The following is a 20,841-nucleotide window of genomic DNA, read 5'->3' on the forward strand; positions in this document are numbered from 1 at the left end:
GCTGGCCATGTTGCCGACGACGTGCCGGTCGCGCGCGCGTGCATCAAGCCATGCGCATGCACTAACGCTCCCTATGGCTGGCTTATACGTTCACTTGATGCCTCAACTCCTAGCGTCGGGTTCAGCACCGCGCAGCCCTCGGCACTCCCTTTGAGCATCCGGGCTGCGCTCCTACTTCCACGGAAACCGGTTGTCGCCTGGATGCGGCACACCGGTGCGAGAACCCTGCGCCATGACCCACGCCACCCCGTTCCGAACTCCCGCCGCCGTCCAGGGGACGATGCGACGCATACCGGAGCGCCGTCCCAACCGGCCTGCCCGTCCGCGGCATGGCCAGGGCAGCGCCCTGTTCGTCACCACCGAGATGACCGACTTCGTCAAGACCGGCGGGCTGGGCGACGTCTCGGCGGCGCTGCCGCGCGCGCTCGCCCGCTGGCACGACATCCGCGTGCTGATCCCCGGTTATCCCGCGGTGCTGGAGCGCTGCCGCAGCCTGCGCTGGGTCGGTTCAACACGGCCCTTCGCGGGCCTGCCCGCCGCCCGTATCGGGCATGCGCGCACTGGGGACGGACTCGATGTCTACGTGCTGCGGCAGCCGTCGCTGTTCGAGCGCGTCGGCTCGCCCTACGTCGGGCCCACCGGCGTGGACTGGAGCGACAACGCCACCCGCTTCGCCCTGCTCTCGATGGCGGCGGCGCAGATGGCGATGGGCGCCACCGGCATCGACTGGTGCCCGGACCTGCTCCACCTCAACGACTGGCCCACCGCGCTCGCCTCTTCCTACCTGCGGTGGAGCGGCTGCCGCACGCCCTCGGTGCTGACCATCCACAACCTGGCCCACCAGGGGCTGTTCCCAGCGTCCTGCCGCGCCAACCTCGGCATCCCGGCGCGCTCCAGCGACGCCGATTACCACGGGCAGATTTCCTTCCTGCATGCCGGGCTCATGCATGCGGACCTGCTGACCACGGTCAGCGCCACCTACGCCGAGCAGATCACCACGCCCACGCACGGCATGGGACTGCACACGCTGCTATCGCGGCGGGCCTCGCAGGGCAGGCTGACGGGGATCACCAACGGCATCGACGGCAGTTGGAACCTGGCCACCGATCCGGCCCTACCGGCGGATGGCGACGGGGACCCGAGATCCATCTGCCAGCGTGCGCGCATGCAGCTCCGGCATGAGCTGGGACTGGACGACCACGAGGGGCCGATCTTCAGCTTCGTGGCGCGCATGGTCGCGCAGAAAGGCATCGACCTGGTGTGCGAGGTCGGTCCGCAGATCGTCTCGGCCGGCGGGCAATTGGCCATCATCGGCAGCGGCGATGCGGACATGGAGGCGGCGGTCATGCGGCTCGCGCGGCGCTTCCGCGGCCGCGTCGCCGCCTGCATCGGCTTCAGCGAACCGCTGGCGCGGCGCATGTTCGCCGGTTCCGACTTCCTGCTGATGCCGTCGCGGTTCGAGCCGTGCGGGCTGAGCCAGATGTATGCGCAGACCTACGGCAGCCTGCCCATCGCGCACGCGACGGGCGGCCTGGTGGACACCATCGAGAACGGCGTTACCGGCCTGCTCTTCGCGCAGCCGCGCGCCGCCGACCTGCGCCAGGCCCTGCAGCGCGCGTTCCGCATCTACGGCGAGCCGGAACTGCTCGACGCCATGCGCTGCGCGGCCATGGCCCAGCGGCACGACTGGGAGGGGCCGGCACGCCAGTACAGTGCGTTATACGCGAAGGCGGCGGCGCGGCGCGCGGCGGCCTGACCATGGTGACACGCATGGACGTTGCGCCATCGCGGGAAAGCGCCGAGGCCGCCCAGCTGGCGCGCATCGCGGTAGGCGATCATCCGGACCCCTTCGCCTGGCTGGGGCCGCATCGCACACCGCGCGGCTGGGTGGTACGGGCATGCCTGCCGTTCGCGCGCCGCGTGGAAGTGATGCGCATGGACGGCAGCCTTTGGGGCACCGCCGCCGAAGCAGCCGATGGCGTGTTCGTCGCCACGGCCGACGAAGCGCCGGGCCGCTACGCGCTGCATGTGCAGTGGGAGAAAGCCAGCCAGCGCCTGCTCGATCCCTATGCCTTTGCGCCGCTGCTGGACGAGGCGACGTTGCAGGCGTTCCACGAGGGCCGCCTGCACCGTCCGGAATCGCACCTCGGCGCGCATCCCATGACGCTGGACGGCGTGGACGGCGTGCGTTTCGCCGTATGGGCGCCGAATGCGCACCGCGTCTCGGTGGTCGGCGACTTCAACGGCTGGGACGGGCGCCGGCACGTGATGCGGCTGCGCCACCGCGCGGGCGTGTGGGAGATCTTCATCCCCGGCGCGGAAGCGGGGGCGCGCTACAAGTACGAGCTGCTCGACGGCAAGCGCAGCCTGCTGCCGCTCAAGGCGGACCCGTATGCGCTGCGGATGGAACACCCGCCGGCGTCGGCGTCGATCGTGGCCGGGCCGCTGTCGGTCAAGTGGCACGACACGCATTGGCTGGCGCAGCGCGCCAGCCACCAGCGCCGCGACGCGCCGCTTTCCATCTATGAAGTGCATGCCACCTCCTGGCGCCATCACCACGAGGGCGCCCCTCCCGACTGGGACGAACTGGCCAGGGAATTGATCCCCTACGTGCAGGAACTGGGATTCACCCATATCGAACTGCTGCCGGTAAGCGAGCATCCGTTCGGCGGCTCGTGGGGCTACCAGCCGCTGGGCATCTACGCGCCCACCGCGCGGCTGGGCAACCCGGAAGCCTTCGCGCGCTTCGTGGATTCCTGCCACGTGGCCGGCCTGGGCATCATCGTGGACTGGGTAGGCGCGCATTTCCCCGACGACCCGCATGGCCTGGCCCGTTTCGACGGCACCGCGCTGTACGAGCATGCGGACCCGCGGGAAGGCTTCCACCAGGACTGGCACACGCTGATCTACAACTACGGCCGCCGCGAGGTGGCGCAGTACCTGATCGGCAGCGCCCTGTCCTGGATCGACCGCTTCCACGTCGATGGCCTGCGCATCGACGCGGTTGCCAGCATGCTCTATCGCGACTACAGCCGCGGCGAGGGGCAGTGGATTCCCAACCATCACGGCGGCCGCGAGAACCTCGAAGCCATCGGCCTGCTGCGCGAACTGAACCGCCTGGTCGCCGAACAATATCCGGGCGTGCTGACGATCGCCGAGGAATCCACCGCCTGGCCCGGCGTCACCGCGCGCCTGCAGGATGGCGGCCTCGGCTTCACCTACAAATGGAACATGGGCTGGATGCACGACAGCCTGCGCTACCTGCGCCGCAACCCGATCTACCGCCGCTTCCACCATCACGACCTGACGTTCGGGATGACCTATGCGTATGCCGAGCGCTTCATCCTCGCGCTCTCGCACGACGAGGTGGTGTACGGCAAGGGCTCGCTGCTGCAGCGCATGCCCGGCGATGCCTGGCAGCGCTTCGCCAATCTCCGCGCCTACTTCGGCTTCATGTGGGCGCACCCCGGCAAGAAGCTGCTTTTCATGGGCGACGAGCTGGCGGCCTGGCGCGAATGGGACCACGACGGCCAGCTCGACTGGAGCTTGCGCGACGATCCCATGCACGAAGGCGTGCGCCGGCTGGTCGCCGACCTCAACCGCCTGCTGGTGAACGAACCGGCCCTGCACCAGGAGGACGACCACCCGCGCGGCTTCGCCTGGATCGTGGCCGACGACGCCATGCAGTCCGTGTATGCCTTCGTGCGTTACGGCAATGAAGGCGCGCCGCCCATGCTCGCCGTCAGCAACTTCACCCCGCAGCCGCGCGACGACTACCGCGTGGGCGTGCCCGAGCCGGGGCGATGGCGCGAGCTGTGCAATACGGACAGCGCGTTCTACGGCGGCTCCAACGTCGGCAACGGCGGCGTGGTGTCCACCCTGCCCCAGCCCAGCCATGGCTACGCGCAATCGCTGACGCTGAGGCTGCCGCCGCTGGCCACCCTGATCCTCCGCGCGGAGGATGCCTGATGGCGGCCGCGAGCTGGGGCGCGTGGCCACAGGCGGATGGCACCACCGAATTTCGCCTGTGGGCGCCGGCCGCACGCACGGTGGCCCTGCTGCTCGACGGCGAGACACTGCCGATGCGTGCCTTGCGCCATGGAATGTTCGCGCGGCGCGCGCCCGCTGCCCCGGGTGCGGCCTATCGCTTCCTGATCGATGGCGAGGCGGCGGTGCCCGATCCGGCCTCGCGCGCGCAGTTGGGCGACGTGCACGGTCCCAGCCTGGTGATCGACCATGGAGACCACGCATGGTCCCACCCGGCATGGCGCGGGCGTCCCTGGCACGAGGCGGTGATCTGCGAATTGCACGTCGGCTGCCTGGGCGGCTTCGCGGCGGTGACGCGCCAATTGCCCGCCCTGCGCGACGCCGGCTATACCGCCGTCGAACTGATGCCGCTGGGCGAGTTCCCCGGATCGCGCAACTGGGGCTACGACGGCGTGCTGCCGTATGCGCCGGAAGCCAGCTACGGCTCGCCCGAGGAACTCAAGACCCTGGTCGACACCGCGCACGGGCTGGGCATGATGGTGCTGCTGGACGTGGTGTACAACCACCTGGGGCCCAGCGGCAACGATCTGCCGCGCTATGCCCCGGGATTCTTCCGCACCGACATTCCCACGCCGTGGGGCCCGGCCATCGATTATCGGCGTCCGCGCGTGCGCGAGTTCTGCATCGACAATGCGCTGATGTGGCTGCGCGACTACCGTTTCGACGGGCTGCGGCTGGACGCCGTGCACACCATCCATCCAGCGTCGTTCCTGCGCGGCTTCGCCGACCGCGTCCGCTCGCGTCTGCCGGCGGACAGGCATGTGCACCTGTTGCTGGAGAACGAACGCAACGACGCGCGCCTGCTCGGCGCGGGCTATACCGCGCAATGGAACGACGACGGCCACAACGCGCTGCACGCGTTGCTCACCGGCGAGAGCGAAGGCTATTACGCCGACTTCGCGCGCCGCCCGCTCGAACACGTCATGCGCATGCTGGCCGAGGGCTTCGTGTTCCAGGGCCAGCGCGACCTGCGGGGACGCCGGCGCGGCCATCCCAGCGGCATGTTGCCGCCCGAGTCGTTCGTGCTGTTCCTGCAGAACCACGACCAGGTCGGCAACCGGCCGCTCGGCGAGCGCCTGGTCACCCTGGTGGCGCGCGAGCGGTGGCGCGCGGCGATGGCGCTGGTGGCGCTGTGCCCGATGATCCCGATGTTCTTCATGGGCGACGAATGGGCGTGCGACACGCCGTTCCTGTACTTCACCGACTACCACGGCACCTTGGCGGCACAGGTGCGCGAGGGCCGGCGCGCCGAATTCGCCGCATTCGCCGGCTTCGCGGAGCCGGCGCGCCGCGCCGCCCTACCCGATCCCAACGAGCGCGCCACCTTCGATGCCTCCCGTCTCCGCGGCGGCGACGCCGAGGAGGCCGCGCGCACGCGCCAGTGGTTCCGCCACCTCATCGACCTGCGCATGCAGCACCTGGTGCCGGGCCTGCCGGGCTGCCGCGCGATGGGTTGCATGCCGCTGGGCGAACGGGCGCTGGCCGCCCGCTGGCGCCTGGGCGACGGTGCGACCTGGTCGCTCGCCTTCAATGCGGGCGACACGGCGCTGCGCTACCGTCCGGGCCGCTATGCCGTGCGCATCCACCTGGAAGCCGCGCGGGAGGACCTGCTCGACGACGAACTGCCCCCCGCCAGCCTGGCCGCCTGGCATGAGCCGCCATGAACAGGCCCTTGCAGCAACGCGCCCGCGATGCCGGCATCGAGGTGTCGTGGACCGATGCCCAGGGCCAGCCACGCGAGCTGTCGCCGGAGACCATCGACGCCTTGCTGCAGGTGCTGGAAAGCCACGCCCCGTCCGCACAGCCTGGGCTGCGCGTGGCGACCGCCGGCGCGGCGCTGCCGCCCGCATGCTCGGCCCGCGAGGCGTATTGCCTGGACACCCGGCGCCACGTGCCGCTGGCGCGCGATGCGCAAGGCCGCGTGCGCGCGCCCGGACAGCCCGGCCATTACCAGTTGGGAGGCTTGCCAGGGGACGGCATGCTCGCGGTGGCACCGCCGCGATGCTTCACGGCGGCCGACCTGCCCGGACCGGCCGATCGCGCCTGGGGCGTCACCGCCCAGGTGTACGGCCTGCGGCGCCCCGGCGACGGCGGCCTGGGCGACAGCCAGGCCGTGGCCGCGCTGGGCCGCCACATCGCCGCAGCGGGCGGCGATGCGGTGGGCCTGAGCCCGCTGCACGCCATGAGCCCGCCGACGGCGGACTTCAGCCCCTATGCCCCCTCGCATCGCGCTTGGCTGGATACGCTGCAGATCGCGCCCGCGCAGGTGCTGGGCACCGAGGCGCTGCACGAGGCCCTGGAACACGGCGGGCAGACGCCGGCCTGGGCGCGCGCCGAACGCCGGCCGCTGATCGACTGGCCCGCGCAGGACGCCATGCGCCAGCAAGCCTGGGACCACCTCGTGCAGCGCTACGCAGGCCAGGGCGCGCTGCAACGCGCCCTGGCCGACTTCATCGCGGACGGCGGCGACTCCCTGCGCCTCCATGCGATCTTCGCCGCGCACCAGCGGCTGGCCCGCACCCGCGGCGAAAGTCCCGACTGGCGCCACTGGGGCCATGCCTGGCGCGACGGGCGGCACGCCGAGATGGCAGCCTTCGCCGGGCGGCATGCCACCGCGGTCGAACGCGAACTGTTCCTGCAATGGCTGGCCGCGCGCTGCTGGGACGACACGCAGGCGCAACTGCGCGCGGCGGGACAGCGCATCGGCCTGGTGTGGGATCTCGCCGCCGGCTTCGAGCCGGGCGGCAGCGAGGCATGGCGGTATCGTGAACTGGTGGTGGAAGGCGCGCACATCGGCGCGCCGCCCGACGCATTCAACCCCGACGGCCAGGACTGGGGACTGGCCGCGTATTCGCCCGCCGCCCTGCGGCGCAGCGGCTACGCCCCCGTGCGCGAATGGCTGGGGCGCATGATGCCGCGCGGCGGCGGGCTGCGCATCGACCACATCCTCGGCTGGTCGCGGCTGTGGCTCATTCCCGGCGGCATGTCGCCGCGCGAGGGCGGCTACGTGCGCTATCCGCAGCACGACCTGCTGGGCCTGCTTGCGTTGGCTTCCTGGCGGCATCGCTGCCTGGTGATCGGAGAGGATCTCGGCACCGTTCCGGCGGATCTTCGCCAGGTGCTGGCCGGGCACGGCGTGTATGGCATGGACGTGCTGCCGTTCACGCGCGATGCGCAGGGCGGCTTCGTTCCGCCCGCGCAATGGCGCCGCCACGCCGTGGCGATGAGCAGCACCCACGACCTGCCGCCGCTGGCCGGCTGGCGCGCGGGCACCGACCTGGATGCGCTGGCCCGCGTGCATGGCTGGAATGGGGGCACGCTCGCCGACGCGCGCAAGCAGCGCCAGCACGACATGGCCAAGCTCGACCGCCTGCTCCAGTCATTTCCCGCGCGCTCGCCGCGCCAGGCCGCCCTGCGCGCGGTGGCCGAGAGCGCCTCGGCGCTGGCGCTGTTTCCGCTGGAGGACGTATTGGCCGAACGCCTGCAACCCAACTTGCCCGGCACCGTGCCCAGCCAGTACCCGAACTGGCGGCGCCGCCTGAGCTGGCGGCTGCCCAGGCTGGACGCCACCCTGCGCTGGATCGCCCGCCATCGCCGGACGCACGCCGATGCCTGAGCTGCTGGCCACCGTCCGCATCCAGCTCCACCCCGGCTTCGATTTCTGGGCGGCGCTGCGGCAGGTGCCCTATTACCGCCGCCTCGGCATCAGCCACCTGTACCTGTCGCCTATCGCCGAGGCGCGCGTGGGCTCCACGCACGGCTACGACGTCACCGATCCGACCATGGTGCGCAAGGAACTCGGCGGCGAGACCGGCCTGCGTGCCCTGGCCGAGGCGCTGCACGAGCACGGCATGGGCGCGATCCTGGACATCGTGCCCAACCACATGGCGGCCGATCCGGCGAATCCCTGGTGGCGCGACGTGCTGCTGCGCGGCCCGGACAGTCGCTACGCACGTTACTTCGACATCGACTGGGCCTCGCCCGCCTCGCCGGGCCGCCTCTGGCTGCCCTGGCTGCCGGCGCCGCTGGATGAAGTGATCGCGCACGGCGGGCTCCGCGTGGAATGCGACGACGCGCGGGCGCCAGTGCTGTGCCATGCCGACTGGCGCCTGCCGCTGGCCGAGGGCAGCCTCGACGCACTCAATGCCGCCACCGCGGACGGCATGCGCGCACTGCTGGAGCGCCAGCACTACCGCCTGGCCTGGTGGCGCAGCAGCAGCGACGTGGTGAACTACCGGCGCTTCTTCGACATCGACGGCCTGGCGGCGCTGGACATGGCCTGCGAGGAAGCCTTCGACGCCGTGCATGCGCTGCCGCTGCGGCTGCTGGCCACCGGCATGGTCGACGGCCTGCGCATCGACCACATCGACGGACTGGCCGATCCCACGCGCTACCTCGTCCACCTGCGCAACGCGATCGCGCCGATCGCCCGCCGGCGCAGCGCGCCGGTCAGCCTGCACGTGGAGAAGATCCTGCGTGGCGACGAGCGGCTGCCCGACGCGTGGCCCGTCGACGGCAGCACCGGCTACGACATGATGGACCGGCTCAGCGCGATCCTGCACGACGGCCAGGCGCAGGCGCCGCTGGCGCGCACCTGGCGCGAACTTGGCGGCCGCCGCGCCTCGTTCGCGCGCGAGGAACGCCTTGCCCGGCGGCAATGGCTGCGCCGCGGCCTGCGCAGCGACTTCGAACGCACCGTGCGTGCCTGGCAGGGCTGCCTGCGCGAGGTGCCCACCTGCGGCGATTACACCGATGCCGCGCTCGCCCGCGCCTGTGCCGACGTGCTGGTCCACATGCCGGTCTATCGCACGTACCTCGGTGCACAGGCGCCCGGCAAGGAGGATCGCCGCGTGCTCTCGCACGCCTTCGCGCGGGCGGAGCGCGACGGGCATCCGGACGACCGCGAACTGCGGCAGTGGTTGCACCACGCGATGAGCATGGAGCCACCCGAGCGGGATGCGCATTGCCCTTGGCGGCAGGCACGGCAGCGGTTCGAGCAGCTGTCCGCGCCGCTGGCCGCCAAGGCGGTGGAGGACACCGCGTTCTACCGCCATGGCGCGTGGCTGTCGCGCAACGAGGTGGGCAGCGATCCCTCGGTGTTCGCGCTCGATGCGGAAGCCTTCCACCGCGACATGCAATGGCGCGCCGCGCACGCGCCACGCAGCCTGGTAGCCACCGCCACGCACGACCACAAGCGCGGCGAGGACGTCCGCGCGCGCATGGCAGCGTGGAGCGAACGGCCGGAGCGCTGGCAGGAACTGCTGTCCACATCGCTACCGGTGCTGCGCGATGCCTGCGGGGAACGCGTAGCCGCCGGCGACATCGCCATGCTGCTGCAGACGCTGGTCGCCGCCTGGCCGCTGGCGCTCGACGCCGACGACGCGACAGGTTTGCACCGCTACCTGGAGCGGATGCGCGCGTGGTGGATCAAGGCCTTGCGCGAAGCCCGGCTGCATACGCGCTGGACCCGCCCGGACGAGGCCTACGAAGAGGCCGCGATGACCCTGCTGCAGCGGCTGGAAGGCGATGCCGGGCTGGCCCCCACGCTCCAGCGCATCGCAGACGCGGCACACGGGCTGGACGCGCCCGGCGCACTCAACGGCCTGGTGAGCCTGGCGTTGCGCCACACCCTGCCTGGCATACCCGATCTCTACCAGGGCGACGAGGACTGGGACCTCTCGCTGGTGGATCCGGACAACCGCCGGCCGGTGGACTACCCGGCGCGGCACCGCCGCCTGGCGTCATCGACGCCGCTGCCGGAATTGCTGCGGCAATTCCGCGACGGTGCCATCAAGCAGGCCCTGCTGGCGCGCCTGCTCGCCGCGCGCCACGCGCTGCCCGGCGCCTTCCTGCACGGCGACTACCAGGCCTGGCCGGCGCATGGTCCCGCGGCGGACCACGTGCTGGCCTTCCTGCGCCATCACGGCCGCGACACCCTGCTGGTGGCGGTGCCGCGCCTGTGCATGCGCTGGATGGACGGCCAGCCGCTGCCGCGCGTGCCGCTGCATGCGTGGCGCGATACGCGGCTGTTGCCGCCCGCCGCCGCGCATTACCGCGACCTGCTCGGCGAACGCGCGCTGCGCGCTCCCGATGCCGAGGGCTGGCCATTGTCCGAACTGCTGGGCGAATGGCCGGTCGCCGTATGCCACGCCTCGACGGAGGAACCATGAACCCTGACGATCGTGAAGAACGCATCCGCCAGATGGCCCATCGCATCTGGGAATCGGAAGGCCGCCCGCAAGGCCAGGAGACGCGGCACTGGCACATCGCCGAGCGGCTGATCGAGGCCAGCGACCGCGAGCCAGAAGACGGCGAGCGCTCACCGGACGAGCCGCCGAAGGAGTGATCCATGAAGGGCATCGATGTGCATGACGCCGCGCCCCAGCCCGCGCGCCGCCCCTCGCGCATCCGCGAGGGGCTGCCTTTTCCGCTGGGCGCCACCTGGGACGGCCTGGGCGTCAACTTCGCCCTGTTCTCCGCCCATGCCACGCGCGTGGAGCTATGCCTGTTCGACGCCGAAGGCCGCGAGACCGAGCGCATCACCCTGCCCGAGCACACCGACGAGGTCTGGCACGGCTACCTGCCCGACGCGCGGCCGGGGCAGGTCTACGGCTATCGCGTGCATGGCCCGTACGAGCCCGGGGCCGGGCACCGCTTCAACCCGAACAAGCTGCTGCTCGACCCCTATGCCAAGCAGATCGTCGGCGCGCTGCGCTGGCATGAGGCCCTGTTCGGCTACGTGATCGGGCACGCGGACGGCGACCTCAGCTTCGACAAGCGCGACAGCGCCCCGTACGTGCCAAAGGCGCGCGTGATCGACCCGGCCTTCACCTGGGGGCTGGAAAGCCGCCCGCGCATTCCCTGGGACCACACGATCATCTACGAGACCCATGTGCGCGGCTACACCAAGCGCCACCCGCGCGTGCCGCCGGAGCTGCGCGGCACCTTCGCAGGCCTGGCCGTGCAGGAGGTGATGGACTACATCAAGGGCCTGGGCGTCACCTCCGTCGAGCTGATGCCCGTGCACATGTTCGTCGACGACAAGTACCTGCTCGACATGGGACTGCGCAATTACTGGGGCTACAACACGCTGGCCTTCTTCGCGCCGCAGCCGCGCTACATGTCCACCAGCCTGGTGTCCGAATTCAAGGAGATGATCGCGCACTTCCACGACGCTGGGCTGGAGGTGCTGCTCGACGTGGTCTACAACCACACGGCCGAAGGCAACGAGATGGGGCCGACGCTTTCGCTGCGCGGCATCGACAACCGCAGCTACTACCGGCTGGCCGAGGACCCGCGCCGGTACATCAACGACACCGGCACCGGCAACACGCTCAACCTCAGCCATCCGCGCGTGCTGCAGCTGGTGACCGACTCGCTCCGCTACTGGGCCAACGACATGCACGTGGACGGCTTCCGCTTCGACCTGGCCACCATCCTCGCGCGCGAGTGGCATGGCTTCGACCAGGGCGGCGGCTTCCTCGACGTCTGCGGGCAGGACCCGACGCTCGCCCGCCTCAAGCTGATCGCCGAGCCCTGGGACCTCGGGCCGGGCGGCTACCAGGCTGGCGGCTTCCCGCCCGGCTGGGCCGAGTGGAACGACCGCTTCCGCGATACCGTGCGCGCCTTCTGGCGCGGCGACGAGGGCCGCCTCGCCGAGCTGGCCACGCGGCTGACCGGCTCGGCCGACCTGTTCGACCGGCGCGGCCGGCGTCCCCATGCCTCGGTGAACTTCATCACCGCGCACGACGGCTTCACGCTCAGCGACCTGGTGAGCTACGACGAGAAGCACAACGAAGCCAACGGCGAACACAACAACGACGGCCCCGACTACAACTACAGCTGCAACCACGGCCACGAAGGCCCCACCGACGATCCCGCGATACTGGCCCTGCGCGCCCGCCAGCAGCGCAACCTGCTCGGCACGCTGCTGCTTTCGCAAGGCACGCCCATGCTGCTGTCCGGCGACGAGTTCGGCCATACGCAGGGCGGCAACAACAACGCCTACTGCCAGGACAACGAGCTGGCCTGGCTGGACTGGCTGGCCGCCGCCCAGGGCAGCGAGCTTGCCGCCTACGTGCGGCACCTGCTCAAGCTCAGGCAGCGCTACCCGCTGCTCCGGCGCAAGCACTTCCTGACCGGCGTCCCCGGCGGGCACGGCGACGTGCGCGACGTCACCTGGCTCACGCCCCGGGGCGAGGCGATGGAACAGGCGGACTGGGACGATCCGGCGAACGGCAGCATCGCCATGCTGCTCGACGGGCGCGCCGCCGAGAGCGCGAACCGGCGGCCCGGCGGCGAATACAGCCTGTTGCTGCTGGTCCATGCCGGCACCGGCCCGATGGCGTTCAAGCTGCCACCCGCGCCGGGAGCGGACGACTGGCAACTGCTGGTTTCCAGCGAACCGGAACTGGCCAACGGCTCGCGCCACGCGGGCGACGCGGAACTCGTCCTGCCCGCCCGCACGCTGTGCCTGCTGCGCGCGCGCGTGGGGCGAGTGCCTCGCTAGGCGGGTGATTTCATTGTTTGTTCTGCCGAAGGGCCGTATTTCCCTTTTCCTTAGCGCCTTACGTATCTCGACTAAGACTCGACGCCAATCGTCTCCCTGTGGGAACGCACCCTGTGCGCGACGCCTTTCGCCTCATGGCTGGTCGTCCCGGCGCATCCCGCCAAAGGAGGCAAGGGCCAGGATGACGGACATAGAGGCCGAGGCAAAAGGCGGTCGCGCACAGGGTGCGCTCCTACAGCATGGCGCCATGGAGATGCCGAGCTGAGACTCCGAGCGAAGGGCTAACCTACGGAGGAATCCTTCTCCCTTCGGGAGAAGGTGCCGGCAGGTGGATGAGGGCACGAAACTCAGGCGCTGCGCTGCAGCCCATGCTTGATGTCGCGCATCTGGTCGTGGTCCCGCAGCACCAGTTGGTAGGTGTCCTGGATCACCTGCCGGGTCGGCGTGGACAGGCTTTCGTCCTTGAGGGCTTCTTCATACTTGGACTTGATATGGTCCTCGCCGCGCTCGACCTCGTCGACCACCGCTTGGTCGCCCTTGCTCAACGCCGCGCGCAGGTCGACGAACACCCGGTGCACCGACGCCGCCAGCGAGCCTTCGTCGGCCGGCGTGCCGCCCAGTTGGCGCACCTGTTCCTGCAATCGCGACGCGACGCGCTGGCGTTCGGTGGAGCGCTGGTCGAACAGCTCCTTGAACTGCGCATTCTGCGTTTCCTTGGCCGCCTCGGCATAACCAAGCATGCTGTCGATGGTCACTTCGACAAGGCGGTTCAACATGCGGACATCGTGATCGTTGCTGGTCATGGCGTGCTCCTCGCAAAGGGGAATCCACCTTGGCCGGCATGCCGGCACGACTTGGTGAATTTGGGATGGCGACCTGGTCAAGGCCAGCCGTCGCGCGGCGCACGCCGCCGCCGTGCACGTGCCCTTTCGCCTCCTTCGACATTTCCTCGGCGCCACCCGGCGCCCACTTGCGGCTGCACGCTGCATGCGCGCCGGGAGCGCGAAGGGATGCCTCCCCTTCCATCCCTTCCGTCCCGTTTCCATCTACCCATTCCACGATGGAGGATCGCCGCATGGCGCACACCAACGTGACATGCACGCACAAGGCTTGCCTGTGTGAAGTTTCCGATCCCGGGATGTTCTGCAGCGACTATTGCAAGGAAGCCTGGGACGACAACCTCGACGACCCGGTATGCAAGTGCGGCCATTCCGCCTGCATGCAGTCCCTCGAGGACGGTACCGAGGACCCGATGGAAGGGCCTGTTTGAGGGATGCCTCTGCCACACCGGCTCAACGCGGGCTACGGGGAGATCGTGAACACTCAGGAAAACACCTCGCGCAGCGTCTGCCGGAGCACGGCGGAAGCATCCGGGTCGTCCTTGCCCAAGGCAGCCAAGTAGTTGCCCAGCAATTCGAAGCCGACACGGGGCGGTACCGGCGGCACGTTCGGATCGGCGGCGAATTCGATCAGCGTGGGCGCCTGGGCCGCGAACGCCTCGCGCCAGGCGCCCGCCACGTTCTCCGGCCTGTCGACGCGGATGCCGCGAAAGCCCAGCAGTTCGGCGTAGCGCGCATAGGGAAACTCTTCCACGTCCTGGGCCGGCGCGAACTTCGGATCGCCGCCCTGCCCGCGCTGCTCCCAGGTCACCAGGTTGAGGTCGCGATTGGCCAGCACCATCACCACAAAGCCCGGGTGCTTCCAGCGGCGCCAGTACTGCTTGACGGTGACCAGCTCGGCATTGCCATTCATCTGCATGGCGCCGTCGCCCACGATCACCAGCACCGGACGGTCGGGATGGGCCATCTTGGCGGCGATGCCATACGGCATGCCGCCGCCCATGGAGGCCAGCTTGCCGGACAGCGAGGCCATCATGCCCTCGCGCAGCCTGACGTGGCGCGCGTACCAGTTGGTGTGCGAACCGCAGTCGCCGCAGATGATCACGTCGTCCGGCAGGCAGGCGGAAAGCTCCCAGAATATCCGCTGGGGGTTGATCGGCTCGGCCGGCTCCATCGCCGCGGCTTCCAGCGAGCGCCACCACTTGCGCACGTCCAGCTCGATGCGCTCGCGCCAGTCGGCGTTGTCCTTCTTGCGCAGCAGTGGCAGCAGCCGGCCCAGCACCTGCGCGCTATCGCCGATCAGGTTGACCTCGGTGGGGTAGCGCATGGAAACGTTGGCGGGATCGATGTCGATCTGCACGGCGCGCGCCTTCCCTTCTTCCGGCAGGAATTCCACATAGGGCATGGTGGTGCCGACCAGCAGCAGCGTGTCGCACTCGTCCATCAGCTTCCAGCTGGGACGCGTGCCCAGCAGGCCGATGGCGCCGGTGACCCAGGGCAGCTCGTCCGGCAGCGCCGCCTTGCCCAGCAGGGCCTTGGCCACGCCGGCGCCCAGGCATTCGGCCACCTCGCGCACTTGCTTGCCAGCGTGCAGGGCGCCCGCGCCGACCAGCATGGCCACACGCCGGCCCTGGTTGAGCACCTCGGCCGCGCGCTGGATATCCTCGTCCGTGGGCACCGGGCGCGCGTAGGCGGGCCTCACGCCCGACAGCACGTCGCCATGCTTGCGCGGCGGATGCGGCATCGCCGGCAGTTCCTGCACATCGTTGGGAACGATCACGCAGCACACCGTGCGCTCGGCCAGCGCGATGCGGATGGCCCGGTCGACGACATGGCGCGCCTGCGCGGGCGTGGTGATGGTCTGGACATAGCGCGCCACGTCCTTGAACAGCGAAGGCAGGTCCACCTCCTGCTGGTAGTCGCTGCCCAGCACCGAGCGCGGCTGCTGGCCGACCACCGCCAGCACCGGCACATGGTCCATGCGCGCGTCGTAGAGGCCGTTCAGCAGATGGATGGCGCCCGGCCCCGAGGTGGCCAGGCACACGCCCAACTCGCCGGTGAACTTGGCATGGCCGCAGGCCATGAAGGCCGCCATTTCCTCATGGCGCACGCGCACGTAGTCGAACCTGTCCGTGGCGCGCCCCATCGCGCCCATCAGGCCATTGATGCCATCGCCGGGATAGCCGAAAACACGTTCGACGTTCCAGGCGGTGAGGCGTTCCAGCACGAAATCGGCGACGGTGTATTTCATGGGGCATATCCCGCAATCCGGAAGGCGCCAGGGATACCGGCTTTCCCGTTAGCGGGCGATCAACCGAAGAGCCAGGAAACGTCGCCGCGACGTCCGGCAAGCTTTACCGGCATGGATTTCCAGTTCCGCCGTGCACGGTCGGAACGACGCGAGGCCGCCTGGCAGCTCCAGGGCCGGGACCGGGCGCCGCTGAACGCATCGCGTCGCCCGGGCGACGCGCTCAGCGCAGCACGATAGCCACCAGCCAGGCATTGTTCGTGGCGTAGTTGCCGGGATCGAGATACGCCGCCGGGGCCAGCAGCGCCGGCCCCACGAACGCACGAACGCCGCCATGCCGCGCCGATGCCCGCGCAGCGCTTCGCGCATGCCCCGGATGGCGCTGGCGGTGCGTGCATCCAAGGTCGTATCCCCTTCAAGGGCGGGATGGCGCGCGCCATATCACCCCAGCGCTGGTCATCGCGGTGGCTAGGGAGGCTCATGCCGGGTTTCATACGGCCATGGCGTTCGGACTCATCGACACAAGCCCGATGCATCCAAGCCGCGGCGCTCACCACGCATGGCGCAGCATGCCTGTGCGACGGCGACGCCGTCGGAACCCCCGTATGCAATGTTCCGCAGGAGCCATGACATGACCGCCATCAAGTCCATCGAAGACCTTTTCATCCACGCGCTTTCGGATATCTACAGCGCCGAGAAGCAGCTCACCCGCGCGCTGCCGCGCCTGTCGCGCGCGGCCTCGTCGAGCGAGCTGTCGCAAGCCTTCCAGGCCCATGCGGAAGAGACGCAGGGACAGGTGGAGCGCATCGACCGCATCGTGGATCTGCTGGACATCCGCCTCAAGCGCATCAAGTGCGCGGCGATGGAAGGGCTGGTCGACGAAGGGCGCGACATCATCGAAAGCATCGCTTCCAGTCCGCTGCGCGATGCGGCGCTGATCGGCGGCGCGCAGAAGGTCGAGCACTACGAGATCGCCGCCTACGGCACGCTGTGCGCGCTGGCCAGGCAGCTTGGCTACAAGGATGTGGTGCCCCTGTTGGAGGACACCCTGAAGGAGGAGAAGAACACCGACAAGAAGCTCACCGCCATGGCCGAGGGCGGCAAGAACGAGGCCGCCGCCGGGCAGCGCGCCGAAAGCGAGACCGCATGAGGCAACCCGGGAAACCGCTGGCGCTCACGGCCATGCCGCCACGGGCCGGTGCTCCGGCGGCGGAATGGGATCGCCCATGGGCGGCATGGGCGGCTCCGGATCGGTAAGCGGCGGACGCGCGGGCTGCGGTACCGGCGGTTCCGGCGTGGGAATGTCGGGCGACGGCGGCTGCGGTGGCGACGGCGGTTTCGGCGGCTCCGGCGGCGGCGCGGGCGCCGGATCCGGACCCGGCGCCGACATGTTCCCTGGGGCCCGCGCAAGGGCGAGGCGATGAGGCGGTGGCTGCGAATGCATGAAGAACTCCTGCCTGGCTGGGCATCGAATGGTCCGGCAAGCTTGCAACCGATGCCTTGCATGCATCGCCACGGCAACGTCAAGGAGCCCATCCACAAACCCGTCGCCGCCGATGGCGCATGCTGATCCACGGCGACGTGCACACGGAGACACCCATGGCTCGACCGCGCATCGGCATCTCAGGTTGGCTTTATCCGCCGTGGCGTGGCGTGTTCTATCCCAAGGACCTGCGCCAGGCCGACGAACTGCACTACGCGTCGCGGCGTTTTCCCACCATCGAGCTCAATTCCTCCTTCTATCGCCTGCACAGGCCGCCGGTCTACCGCGGGTGGCGCGAACAGACGCCGGCCGGCTTCGTGTTCGCGGTCAAGGGCTCTCGCTTCATCACGCACGTCAGGCGCTTGAACCACGTCGAGGACGCCTTGTCGGCGTTCTTCGCCTCCGGCCCTCTGGAACTCGGCGACAAGCTCGGCCCGCTGCTGTGGCAACTGCCGCCCAGCCTCGGCTACGACCACGCACGGCTGGAAGCGTTCTTCGCCATGCTGCCCCGCCATGGCGGCGAGGCGCTATCCCTGGCCCGCCGGCACGAACGCGGCCTTCGCATGCCGGAGGAGATGCGCAGGCGGCGGCTGCGGCATGCGCTGGAAGTGCGCCATCCGAGCTTCCTCGACGAGCGTTTCATCCGGCTGGCGCGCGTCCATGGCATCGCCGTGGTGGTATCCGATGGCGCGCGGCGCTGGCCGATGATCCACGACGTGACCGCGGGATTCATGTACCTGCGCCTGCACGGACGGGAAAAACTCTACGGCAGCCGTTATGGCGATGCCACGCTCGACCGCTGGGCCGCGTGCATCGACGCCTGGCTCGTCGGCGGCCAGCCGGACGATGCGCACCTGCTGCTCCCTTCCGGCGCGCCGCGCCGGAAGTCGCGCGATGTCTACGTCTATTTCGACAACGACACCAAGGTGGATGCGCCGTTTGACGCGCGGCGCCTGGCGGAGAGGCTGAGCTAGTCCGCGCTCACCCCGGCGTCGCCACCATGTGCCGTCCCCACGGAAAGCAGCGCTCGGGCTCGCCGGTCAGCATCCACAGGCGGTGCAGGCGCTCCAGGGCCTGTATCAGGTCCTTCGGCGTGAACGGCGCCAACAGGCCGCACGTGAGGTAGGGCTGGGCCTGCTCGAAATGCTCGTAGGCCGCCACCGACTCGAACAGCACCATCAATGGCAACAGCGGGGCGCGCCCCTCCTTGCGCACGCGGTTGAGCCGCGAGAAGTTGGCGCGCCACAGCTGGCTCTCGATGATGGCGAAGCCGATGGGATGCGGGATATCCCTGCCTTCCCGCGTGCGCAGCAGACGCGACAGTTCATTCACGCAACGGACCTTGAGCACCAGGTTGCGCAGCCCCGCCGCGCGCAGCTCGCGCTTGACCGAAGCCGCACGATCGGCTTCCTTCATCACCAGGACCACGGCAGGCCATTCGGGCATCATGGGACATGCATCGCTCGTTCATCGGGGTCATCTCCCATGAGGCAAGTTACATGCCACGGAAACGCGCTTCACGTCATCGCGGTAGGCTTGTCGAACGGAAGCGGCTTCGCTCCCACCGCGGCGAGCGCCGGCTCGATCCGCTCCAATGCGTCGCGCGGCGCATCGAGCACCACCAGGATGCGGCCCAGCGTGATCTCTTCCTGGAAGCGGCGCCGCACCGGATCGGGAACGGCCGAGCCGGCCAGCGCAGTGGCCCATCCACCGACCGCCGCGCCACCGAGCGTCATCGCCGCCGCGCCGGCGAGCGTCACGCCCAGGGGAGGAATCGCGACGGCGACCAGCCCGGCCAGGAGACCCGCGGCGGCGCCGCCGGCCACGCCGCGGATGGCGGCGGGATAGAAATCGCCTTCCACGACCTTGCGATCGTCGGGAATCTTCTCCAGCTCGATATCCGGGCGGGCGATCAGTGAAATGCCGTCGTCCGCCATCCCTGCTTTCCTCGCCGCGTCGATGGCGGCGCGTGCGGTGGCGAGATCCGGCACGCTGAATACATGTCGCGTTTTCATGGGTTCGCATGCGTCATATCGTGCATGGCACGCTAGCCGTGCACGGGTGAACGCGCCGGCAAGCCCGCGTCGTCGCCGCGGCACGCCGGCCGCGTGAAAATTTTTCCATCATGGCGCCTTCATGCGACCTTGCCCGCCCGCTGACGCGGGCAAGACAACCGCCGCATCAGGCTCCCCTACTCTTCAGGCATCCATCGGGAGCGTACGAGGTGAGCGTCCATGCCTGGCTGATGTTGATCGGCGCGCTGCTGTTGATGTCTTCCCTGCTCAATGGATGGATCCGCCGCACACCGGTGACGCCCTTCGCGCTGTACGTGCTGGCCGGCATGCTGCTCGGCCCATGGGTGGCCGGCGTGGCGTTGATCGACCTGGCCGCGCACTCCTTGCTGCTCGGGCGCACCACCGAGGCGGCCCTGGTGGTATCGCTGTTCATCGGCGGACTCAAGCTGCGCGTGCTATGGCACGGTTCGCCATGGCACATGGGCGTGCGTCTCGCGGTGCCGGCCATGCTGCTGACCGTCGCCGGCATGGCAGGCGCGGCGCACGGCCTGTTCGATGCGCCATGGTCCGTGGCGTTGATGTTCGCCGCCGCGGCGGCTCCCACCGATCCAGTGCTCGCCAGCCTAGTCTCGGTCGACGATGCCGGCGACGACGACGATCTGCGCGTCGCGCTTTCCACCGAGGCCGGCCTCAACGACGGCGCCGCGCTGCCGCTGCTCCTGCTCGCCCTGCTGTTCCACCACGGCGGCGGGACCGGGGAACTGTGGACCTGGCTCGCCCGCGACGTGGCATGGTCATTGCCCGCCGGCATCGCGCTCGGCTTTGTCCTGGCGCGGCTGATAGGCGCCCTGGCGACGCGGATCAAGTCCAGCAACCAGGACACCGCGCCCAACGACCTGCTCGCCCTGGCCCTGCTGGTGCTCACCTATGCCTTTGCGCAATACCTGCACGCCTCGGTATTTCTTGCCGCGTTCGCCGCCGGCCTGGGCCTGCGGCATGCCGAGTGGCTCGTGGTGAGCCGGCACCCGAACCCTGAACTCAAGCATGCGCCCGAGGTGCACCCGCCCGCGGAAGCGCTCATCAACCCCAACCGCCGCGATGCCGACGTGACGAGGCAACCATGGGCATCCATCGGCCTGGTGGTTTCCGACGCGCTGTCCTTCGGCGACACGCTCGAACGCCTGATTGCGGCGGGACTTCTGGTATTGCTAGGCATCGCCCTGGCCAGCTATGCCAGCGCCGCGGGCGTGGCGCTCTCGGCGCTGCTGTTCCTGGTCGTCCGGCCGCTGGCCGTGCTGCTGGTCACCTGGGGATGCGGCTTGCGCTGGCCGAGGCGACTGCTGCTCGGCTGGCTTGGCATACGCGGCATCGGCAGCCTCAACTATCTCGCCTATGCGATGGTGCATGGGGCGTCGCCCCAGGCGTCGGCGCTGTTGAGCGAATGGATCGTCACGCTGGTGGTGTCGAGCGTCATCGTCCACGGCATGAGCACGCAACCCCTGATGGCCTGGCGCGCGGCGCGGATCGCCATGCGTTCCGGCCGCCGCGATGCCAGGGCGTGAAGGCGTCCCCGGCCCCGGCCTTGGGGGAACGGACAAGTGCCGCAGAAACGGCAAGCAGTCGGCACAGGTCAAGCCGGTGTATGCCGGGGACGCATGCGCACTTTTCCCCCGCGCCTCGCGAGCCGGCGTGAAGCGGGC

15 protein-coding genes are annotated in these 20,841 nt (G+C 69.7%); 11 read left to right on the forward strand and 4 right to left on the reverse strand.

Going from position 1 to position 20,841, the window contains the following annotated elements:
- Positions 1-280 precede the first annotated feature (280 nt).
- The 7 genes from glgA to glgX are packed head-to-tail and all read left to right on the forward strand — an operon-like array spanning position 281 to position 12,556.
- Entirely contained in the window at positions 281-1,756 is a 1,476-nt protein-coding gene (glgA, locus tag MJ605_RS15155) for a glycogen synthase GlgA (RefSeq protein WP_243042382.1), read from the forward strand.
- Between the two features lie 14 nt (positions 1,757-1,770).
- A complete protein-coding gene (gene glgB / locus MJ605_RS15160; RefSeq protein WP_243042383.1) occupies positions 1,771-3,969 on the forward strand; it encodes a 1,4-alpha-glucan branching protein GlgB in 2,199 nt (732 codons plus the stop codon).
- Positions 3,969-5,711 carry a malto-oligosyltrehalose trehalohydrolase gene (treZ, locus tag MJ605_RS15165; protein ID WP_243042384.1) on the forward strand — a complete coding sequence of 581 codons (1,743 nt, stop codon included), beginning with the start codon at positions 3,969-3,971 and terminating at the stop codon, positions 5,709-5,711. Before glgB ends, treZ begins: the two co-directional genes overlap by 1 nt.
- Positions 5,708-7,663 carry a 4-alpha-glucanotransferase gene (gene malQ / locus MJ605_RS15170; RefSeq protein WP_243042385.1) on the forward strand — a complete coding sequence of 652 codons (1,956 nt, stop codon included), beginning with the start codon at positions 5,708-5,710 and terminating at the stop codon, positions 7,661-7,663. Before treZ ends, malQ begins: the two co-directional genes overlap by 4 nt.
- Positions 7,656-10,217: a malto-oligosyltrehalose synthase gene (gene treY / locus MJ605_RS15175; protein ID WP_243042386.1), complete on the forward strand. Its 2,562-nt coding sequence runs from the start codon at positions 7,656-7,658 to the stop codon at positions 10,215-10,217. The genes malQ and treY overlap by 8 nt, the downstream gene beginning before the upstream one ends.
- Complete coding sequence (locus MJ605_RS15180; RefSeq protein WP_243042387.1) at positions 10,214-10,393, forward strand: DUF2934 domain-containing protein; 180 nt, start codon at positions 10,214-10,216, stop codon at positions 10,391-10,393. Before treY ends, MJ605_RS15180 begins: the two co-directional genes overlap by 4 nt.
- A 3-nt stretch (positions 10,394-10,396) precedes the next feature.
- The gene (gene glgX, locus MJ605_RS15185) at positions 10,397-12,556 is read left to right on the forward strand and encodes a glycogen debranching protein GlgX (RefSeq protein ID WP_243042388.1); all 2,160 of its coding nucleotides are present in this window, start codon (positions 10,397-10,399) and stop codon (positions 12,554-12,556) included.
- Positions 12,557-12,903: 347 nt separating this feature from the next.
- On the opposite strand, the gene MJ605_RS15190 is transcribed toward glgX, so the two are convergent.
- A complete protein-coding gene (locus tag MJ605_RS15190; RefSeq protein ID WP_243042389.1) occupies positions 12,904-13,359 on the reverse strand; it encodes a PA2169 family four-helix-bundle protein in 456 nt (151 codons plus the stop codon).
- Between the two features lie 272 nt (positions 13,360-13,631).
- Here MJ605_RS15190 and MJ605_RS15195 point away from each other — a divergent pair, with 272 nt between their 5' ends.
- Positions 13,632-13,826 (forward strand): hypothetical protein, encoded by a 195-nt coding sequence (locus MJ605_RS15195; protein ID WP_243042390.1) that lies wholly within the window; start codon positions 13,632-13,634, stop codon positions 13,824-13,826.
- A gap of 53 nt (positions 13,827-13,879) precedes the next feature.
- Here MJ605_RS15195 and MJ605_RS15200 read toward each other — a convergent pair whose 3' ends face one another.
- Complete coding sequence (locus MJ605_RS15200) at positions 13,880-15,646, reverse strand: thiamine pyrophosphate-requiring protein (RefSeq protein WP_243042391.1); 1,767 nt, start codon at positions 15,644-15,646, stop codon at positions 13,880-13,882.
- A gap of 628 nt (positions 15,647-16,274) precedes the next feature.
- Between MJ605_RS15200 and MJ605_RS15205 the strand changes: the two genes are divergently transcribed.
- Positions 16,275-16,793, forward strand: a complete 519-nt coding sequence (locus tag MJ605_RS15205) for a YciE/YciF ferroxidase family protein (protein WP_243042392.1) — start codon at positions 16,275-16,277, stop codon at positions 16,791-16,793.
- Between the two features lie 449 nt (positions 16,794-17,242).
- On the forward strand, positions 17,243-18,100 hold the full coding sequence (locus MJ605_RS15210) for a DUF72 domain-containing protein (RefSeq protein ID WP_243042393.1): 858 nt from the start codon (positions 17,243-17,245) through the stop codon (positions 18,098-18,100).
- 7 nt (positions 18,101-18,107) lie between these two features.
- On the opposite strand, the gene MJ605_RS15215 is transcribed toward MJ605_RS15210, so the two are convergent.
- Positions 18,108-18,575 carry a hypothetical protein gene (locus MJ605_RS15215; RefSeq protein ID WP_243042394.1) on the reverse strand — a complete coding sequence of 156 codons (468 nt, stop codon included), beginning with the start codon at positions 18,573-18,575 and terminating at the stop codon, positions 18,108-18,110.
- 68 nt (positions 18,576-18,643) lie between these two features.
- Positions 18,644-19,141 carry a hypothetical protein gene (locus MJ605_RS15220; protein ID WP_243042395.1) on the reverse strand — a complete coding sequence of 166 codons (498 nt, stop codon included), beginning with the start codon at positions 19,139-19,141 and terminating at the stop codon, positions 18,644-18,646.
- Positions 19,142-19,350: 209 nt separating this feature from the next.
- Between MJ605_RS15220 and MJ605_RS15225 the strand changes: the two genes are divergently transcribed.
- Entirely contained in the window at positions 19,351-20,703 is a 1,353-nt protein-coding gene (locus tag MJ605_RS15225) for a cation:proton antiporter domain-containing protein (protein WP_243042396.1), read from the forward strand.
- Positions 20,704-20,841 lie beyond the last annotated feature (138 nt).

The organism is Dyella sedimenti (assembly GCF_022760995.1).
Classification (GTDB): domain Bacteria; phylum Pseudomonadota; class Gammaproteobacteria; order Xanthomonadales; family Rhodanobacteraceae; genus Dyella; species Dyella sedimenti.

Coding starts and splice junctions, on each gene's coding strand:
- MJ605_RS15195 (WP_243042390.1), top strand. CDS start 13,632: ATGGCGCACACCAACGTGACATGCACGCACAAGGCTTGCCTGTGTGAA.
- MJ605_RS15210 (WP_243042393.1), top strand. CDS start 17,243: ATGGCTCGACCGCGCATCGGCATCTCAGGTTGGCTTTATCCGCCGTGG.
- treY (WP_243042386.1), top strand. CDS start 7,656: ATGCCTGAGCTGCTGGCCACCGTCCGCATCCAGCTCCACCCCGGCTTC.
- MJ605_RS15200 (WP_243042391.1), bottom strand. CDS start 15,646: ATGAAATACACCGTCGCCGATTTCGTGCTGGAACGCCTCACCGCCTGG.
- treZ (WP_243042384.1), top strand. CDS start 3,969: ATGGCGGCCGCGAGCTGGGGCGCGTGGCCACAGGCGGATGGCACCACC.
- glgX (WP_243042388.1), top strand. CDS start 10,397: ATGAAGGGCATCGATGTGCATGACGCCGCGCCCCAGCCCGCGCGCCGC.
- MJ605_RS15220 (WP_243042395.1), bottom strand. CDS start 19,141: ATGAAAACGCGACATGTATTCAGCGTGCCGGATCTCGCCACCGCACGC.
- MJ605_RS15180 (WP_243042387.1), top strand. CDS start 10,214: ATGAACCCTGACGATCGTGAAGAACGCATCCGCCAGATGGCCCATCGC.
- glgA (WP_243042382.1), top strand. CDS start 281: ATGCGACGCATACCGGAGCGCCGTCCCAACCGGCCTGCCCGTCCGCGG.
- MJ605_RS15215 (WP_243042394.1), bottom strand. CDS start 18,575: ATGATGCCCGAATGGCCTGCCGTGGTCCTGGTGATGAAGGAAGCCGAT.
- glgB (WP_243042383.1), top strand. CDS start 1,771: ATGGACGTTGCGCCATCGCGGGAAAGCGCCGAGGCCGCCCAGCTGGCG.
- malQ (WP_243042385.1), top strand. CDS start 5,708: ATGAACAGGCCCTTGCAGCAACGCGCCCGCGATGCCGGCATCGAGGTG.
- MJ605_RS15205 (WP_243042392.1), top strand. CDS start 16,275: ATGACCGCCATCAAGTCCATCGAAGACCTTTTCATCCACGCGCTTTCG.
- MJ605_RS15190 (WP_243042389.1), bottom strand. CDS start 13,359: ATGACCAGCAACGATCACGATGTCCGCATGTTGAACCGCCTTGTCGAA.